This is a genomic window from Priestia sp. SIMBA_032, from assembly GCF_046535215.1.
Lineage (GTDB): Bacteria > Bacillota > Bacilli > Bacillales > Bacillaceae_H > Priestia > Priestia aryabhattai.
Map to the genome: position 1 here is coordinate 1 of NZ_JAWRXD010001122.1, position 253 is coordinate 253.

Sequence of the window (253 nt, forward strand, 5' to 3'; positions counted from 1 at the left end):
AGGCGGTCATGCCTCTCCTGCCAGACCTCCAGCTGCTCTGCCATCAGATCACCAGCCTTGACGATCTCATCACCATCGGTGCCAGTGTCGATCGCCATGGCAGCTGCCTGCACGGCCGCGATCTTGTCTTGGATGTCGCCGCCACTCTGGGCGATCTCCAGCGTTCGGTCACTCAGGTCATACAGAGCCCGCTCCACGGCGCGCTCCCTGACTATCCGGGCATACTCGCTTGCGTTGGCAACGCTGGGGGTGT

At 62.8% G+C, this 253-nt stretch carries 1 protein-coding gene; it reads right to left on the minus strand.

Annotation, left to right across the window (positions count from 1 at the left end):
• Positions 1-197: hypothetical protein (locus SB717_RS37825; protein ID WP_410908304.1), on the minus strand; the 197-nt coding region annotated here is incomplete at its 3' end.
• Positions 198-253 lie beyond the last annotated feature (56 nt).